3 protein-coding genes are annotated in these 5,799 nt (G+C 54.3%); 2 read left to right on the top strand and 1 reads right to left on the bottom strand.

Going from position 1 to position 5,799, the window contains the following annotated elements:
* Positions 1–282: 282 nt before the first annotated feature.
* Positions 283–2,757 (top strand): cytochrome c biogenesis protein CcdA, encoded by a 2,475-nt coding sequence (locus VGE80_RS08845; RefSeq protein WP_440592400.1) that lies wholly within the window; start codon positions 283–285, stop codon positions 2,755–2,757.
* A 189-nt stretch (positions 2,758–2,946) separates the two neighbouring features.
* On the opposite strand, the gene VGE80_RS08840 is transcribed toward VGE80_RS08845, so the two are convergent.
* Positions 2,947–4,785 carry a M3 family oligoendopeptidase gene (locus VGE80_RS08840; RefSeq protein WP_440592399.1) on the bottom strand — a complete coding sequence of 613 codons (1,839 nt, stop codon included), beginning with the start codon at positions 4,783–4,785 and terminating at the stop codon, positions 2,947–2,949.
* Positions 4,786–5,356: 571 nt separating this feature from the next.
* Here VGE80_RS08840 and VGE80_RS08835 point away from each other — a divergent pair.
* Positions 5,357–5,799: hypothetical protein (locus VGE80_RS08835; RefSeq protein ID WP_440592398.1), on the top strand; the 443-nt coding region annotated here is incomplete at its 3' end.

The following is a 5,799-nucleotide window of genomic DNA, read 5'->3' as shown; positions in this document are numbered from 1 at the left end:
CGGGTCACAAGCCTTTCAAGCAAGGTTGCTTCGATTTCGCGGGTTCCGTCGGGAACCTTGAATCCCCTAAAACGTGCTCACTCTCCGGTGGGTTGCTTTATCTGTCCAGGGGACTAGCCAGGCTGTGTTGAGCCCGTCAGGTCTCTGCCCGGCAACTTCTGTTGGGCAAAACAGCCGTCAACCGTTAAGATGCAAACCAACGGTCGCTGACTTTTAGTCGTAATGACTCTGTTGATATTGCGCCGACAGCGGGTCTCTACGAAGCAACGCAGGATGCATCTAATGAAGAATTTATTCCATGACTGTCGATCCTCGTTTCGTCTCGTGAGCCGTACCTGTTGGACGCTGGTCACCTTGGTCTTGATCGCAGCTTCTGCGGTTGCTCAGCCTTCGGGATTTAAGGATCTCCTCGATGGGGCATTGGTTTCTAAACCCGTGGGGAAACCGGAATTCAGCGCGAAGTTGAGTCCCGCGTCCGCAAAGCCGGGGGACGAGGTCTCCCTGACAGTCACAGTCAAGCTGCCCCCCGAAACCTATATCTACTCCACGACCGTCGATATCGAAACTCGCACTCAGATCACGCCCACCTCCACAGAGGGGTTGGAAGCAATTGGCGGTGATTTCCAAGCGGACCGAAAGCCGGAACCGAAGTTCGAGCCCTTGTTCAATCGGCAGATCGAAAAGTTCTACGGCGAAGTTTCGTGGACGAAAAAATTTCGAATCAGTCCAACGGCCGACCCTAAAAACGTTGCCGTGGAAGTTCAGATTCAGGGGCAGTATTGCAGCGAGGGGAGCGGTGGTAGTTGCACCACGATTCGACCTCCTGTGAAACTGCGAGCGTCACTGGGGGAAGAGAGTCCCAGTGCAGCCACCGAAATGCCTGCTGTCCCCTATGACATCACGATCCAGCCGAAACGGGGCAAAATCAATCCGGTCGAGTTCCGGTTTCAATTAGCCCCCACAAAATCATCAGGTGGCAAAGTTGTAAGACTGTCGGTCATTGCAGCATTGGATCCCAAATGGCATATCTTCTCTTCGACGTTTGAAGGCGAAGGGGGAACAAAAACTGAGATTACGCTCGACAAGATCTATGGGATGAAGCCTTTAGGGGAAGGTTTCGTTCCGAGTCGACCTCCTGAAATCAAGGAAATTCCCGAGCTCGGATTGCGCCAGGAAGTCTATCATGACAGGGTGACTTGGACTCGAGAATTTGAGGTCTTGCCAGATGCACGCCCTCGTGCGTTCGGCGTCGAAGCGTCGATCGTTTACCAGACGTGTAAGGAAAGCTGTCTGCCCCCGCGCACTCAGGTGTTCGTCCTGGGGGTGACAAGCGATGACGTCATCCCTCCAGAACACATCGAGTATTTTGTTGAACCCGAGGCAGGCGCTTCAGTCCATCAATCGCGACCGCAGGATAAGGGGCTGCTGGTCTTTCTGGCGACGGCAGTAGGGGCCGCGCTCGTCGCTCTCTTTACGCCGTGTGTTTTCCCGATGGTCCCCATTACGGTCAGTTTCTTTTTGAAGCAGAATGAAAGCCGTGGCGGTCGTCCCGTTGTGCTGGCCTGGGTTTTCTCGACTGCGATTGTTGCCTCGTTCGTGATCATCGGGGTGGGGATTGCCGCAATCTTCGGTGCGACCAAGCCCAATCAGCTTGCCAACAACTGGATTCTGAATTTTTTCCTCGCCTCAATCTTCTTCGCTTTCGCCCTGAACATGCTGGGGCTCTTCGAGATTCAAGTCCCTTCCTGGTTGGTTTCATTTACTGCCACCGGTGAGCAGACGGGTGGCTTTGTCGGCGTCATCTTTATGGCATTGACGTTCGTTCTCACCTCATTCAGTTGCACCTTCGCATTCGTTGGTTCGCTGCTGGCCGCTGCGGCCCAGGGAGAATACTACTGGCCGATTCTGGGGATGCTGGCATTCGGCTCCACGTTCGCCGCACCGTTTTTCGCGTTGGCGATGATGCCCGGGACGTTGAAGGCCCTCCCCAAAAGTGGTGGATGGCTGAATGCGGTCAAGGTGGTGATGGGATTCGTCGAACTGGGGGTGGCAGTCAAGTACATCAGCGTTGTGGATCAACAGTGGAACTCAGTTCCCTGGTTGTTTGATTTCACAAACGTAATGACGCTGTGGGGAATTATTGCGCTGTGCACCGGACTTTATCTTCTGGGGCAGTTCAGGTTATCTCACGACACGATTGTTCAGGCCTTGTCTCCCATCCGGGTCCTGCTTGCCATTGCGTTTCTTGTTCTGGGAGGATTGTTTGGGATCGGAGTGATGCAGCCCGATCGAGAATCGTGGGTGGTAAATCAGTTGGTGGCATTCGCTCCCGCACGCCTCGTGGGCGAAGAGCACGAGAAAGATTTCGACAAAGCCGTGCTGAGCGCGGTTGCTCAGAATCGACCTCTGTTTGTTGATTTTACCGGGGTGTTCTGCGTCAACTGCCGACTGATGGAAGTTCGAATGGCGCGTCCCAAGAATCACCGTCGGCTCGAGCAATTTGTGCAGGTTCAGGTCTATACGGACAAAGTACCTGATATCGAAGATCCCCAAGAGGCAGAGCGGCTTCTCGCTCGCAATGTCGCATTACAGGAAAACTGGTTTGGTGATGTCACGCTTCCCGCCTATGCCGTCGTCACGCCAGACGGGAAGACGCTCCTTTCCAGCTACCTGGGGCTGGAGGAACGCGACGGGGATTTCGCTCGTTTCCTCGACGAAGGTCTTGCCAAATGGCAGGCCATGAAAGAACGAAAGTAGGTTGGCGTAAATTCCCGCCGTTCTTCTCAATCACAGGGGACGATTGACGCGAGAATATTTCTCGCCTTCGTTCCTGTAGCGACTCGACGACGACCGAGATCAAAAACGAGGGCTGCGGGCAGGTGTCCGGCCTGCAGCCCTGGAATGTTAACCGCTCGCCACGATCTATTTCTCGGCCCGGGAAATAGGCTAAACCGTCTTCGTCTTCGACAGAATTCGATCCGCGAGCTCCGTGAACTGCTCGACGCGGTCAGAAATGATTTTCAGGCTGCGCTGCCAGAAGTCCGGTTTTCTCAGGTCAAAGCCCATGGTGGACAGGACCGCCTCTTCCGCATCGTGTGAGCCAGTGGCAAGCAGAAGTCGCCGGTACGACTCAGGGAAGTTCCCACCCGCTTCCTTGCCAATGGCATAGACTCCGAGTGAAAGCAAATAGCCGAACGTATATGGAAAATTATAGAACGGAATCGAAGTGATGTAGAAATGCAGTTTCGAGACCCAGAATCGAGGATTCCAGCCATCATCGGACAGGGCGTCGAGGTAGGCTGCTTTCTGGGCTGCCAGCATGATTGCGTTCAGCTGATCGGCCGTCAGTTCACCCCCTGCGCGCTGTTTGTGGAAGTCGTCTTCGAACAGAAATCTGGCATGAATATTCATTAAAAATGCCACGGCGTCACCCAGCATACCGTCGAGAATTTGCAGGCGTTCGTAATCAGAGGACGCACACTGCAGTCGTTTCTCTCCCAGAACCGCTTCCGCAAACGTGGATGCTGTTTCAGCAAGATTCATCGGGTAATCCTGTAGGAAGACGGGTTCCTCTCTCAGAACCCACGAGTGATAGGCATGGCCCAACTCGTGCGCCAGGGTGCTCATGCTGTCTGCACTGTTGGTGTAGGTCATGAAGATTCGCGACTGGCCTCTGGTCGGGAAGCCTGTGCAGAATCCACCTTGCTGTTTTCCTGACCGATTCTCGGCTTCCACCCAGTTTTCGCTGAGCGACATTTTTGCGAAGTCGCCCAAGTCAGAACTAAAGGATTCAAACGCATCGATGATCCATTCGCACGCCTGGTCGTAGGGAATGTCGTCGACGTTTCCAGCTCCGGGCAATTGTGGCAAGGGAGCAAACTGGTCGAACCAGGCCAGGCGATCAATTCCCAGCAGTTGGGCCTTCTTGGCGAGATAGCCCTTTAGGGCGTGCTTGCTGGAAGTGATCGTGGACCACATTGTGTCGAGTGTCTCTCGCGTCATACGGTTGACCCGCAGCGGGGCTTCGAGGTGGTCGGTGAGGCCAATATGACGGTAGGTTGTCAGGCGAGTTCCGGCGATATGATTGATGGCATCTGCGCAAGAGTCCGCGATCGTTTCCCAGGCCACATCGAGTGCAAAGAAGTTGTTCTCGCGAATCGTTCTTTGCGGCGAATCAAACTGAACCTGTCCCGGTGAACGAGAGACAAGCTGGCCTTTCTCCTGTACTTGAACCTTCAGTGATGATGAGATGCGATCATACAAACGTCCCCAACCATGCAGTCCATCGACGGCGAGTTCTGCTGCGAGGATTTCCTGTGACTTCGGGAGTCGCAGCTTCGCGTTTCTACGGCGTGTTAGCAGGAAATATTCGTTTTTCTTGAGCTCCGGAGCGGCAGAGACGAAGGAGATGAACTCTGCTTCCGTTGCATCCCGGAATGCAAATTCGATGTTCGTCGCAATCTGCTCACGGTCTGGCGTGGTGGCTGCCAGTTCCGCCTGTAACTGACGATAAGCCTTGTTTTCAGCGTCGGCTGCGGCATAACAATCGGCAAGTGAGCGCAGATCCACTGCGGTTGCATCGACGAACTCGTACTCGGTAATCAGTTGTGACCAGTGCGCGAGATTGCGGGGGTCGGTGTCCACCGGAGGTAGCTGATTCGTCGCTTCCGCCAGAGCCTTCAGTCGCTGTTTGAAGTGGTCGAATTGCTCGCGGAATTCCTGAGTCGAAGGAACGGGGGCAAGTGATGCCAGTTCCCATTTCTGTGGATATGGCGGATTGGACATCGGAAACTTCTTTCTGTCGGTAGTGGAAATCGTAGCCGTTTCGGTGGAAGAAAGAGATTCTCACAGAGATCGGCTGACATCGCGATGATCCTAGCGGTGAGGGGAGATTCTCCCAAGCCCCAGCAGGGCTTAGGCGGCGAGGAGCAACGCTCCGAACTGTCAGTCCTTTGTCCTGCGCAGCATTTGCCGAAATCTCGAATGTGAGATAGCGAATTCGAGGCGACGCAGATTGATAAGCTCCGCCGCGGTCTTTCGCTCTGATCAAGGTGGCTGCTCGAATCGGTGTTTGACGTGCTTCAGTTGAGCGTTTGCGCTCCGGAGCGGCGGAGACCGAGTGCCTTCCAAAGGATTGGAAACAAGGTCTGCATCCGTCTATGCAGTTAAGCTAGCGATCTGTTTAATAGTCTTCATGAGAGCAACACCATTTAATAGCATTCGCGGTGATATTGTGATTAAAGATATTGTTAGTAAGAAAGTGACGCGGGACTCTGGGTGTCATTTTAGAATTAGTAGCGAAAGTAAATCGCTCGTACTGGACTGTCTGAGTCAACCTTATGTTGATCGCACAGCGATGTCCGCTCGTGCCGTTATTTCGACTGACGCGATTGATCGCGTTGGGGATCAACTGATTCCGCGGGGATGTCGACTCGAAAACTACGCCAAGAATCCTGTGGTTCTGTGGGCTCATGGACTGGAGGGGATTGCGCAGCCGATCGGGACTTCGCTTTCTCCAGAAGGAACTCTGGCGGTGAGTGTTACCGACGATCAAGTGCAGGCGACGTCCTGGTTCTCACAAAAATCCCTGGAGGCCGCTCAGATTTTTGAACTCATCGACGAAGGAATCGTCCGAGCAACATCAGTCCGCGAGACGCCTCTTCGGTCGCGCATCCGGGCTGCTCCGGACGGCAGGGACGTGCTGGTGGTCGAGGAGTGGGAGCTTGAAGAATGGTCTTGGTGCGCCATTGGCGTTAACCCCGACGCTGTTGCGAAGACCCTGAATCGAAACAGGTTGGG

Origin of the sequence: Schlesneria sp. (genome assembly GCF_036405755.1) — a bacterium.
GTDB classification, from domain to species: domain Bacteria; phylum Planctomycetota; class Planctomycetia; order Planctomycetales; family Planctomycetaceae; genus Schlesneria; species Schlesneria sphaerica.
Note: the sequence above shows the minus strand (reverse complement) of the source record. Positions and strands in the feature narration are given on the sequence as shown.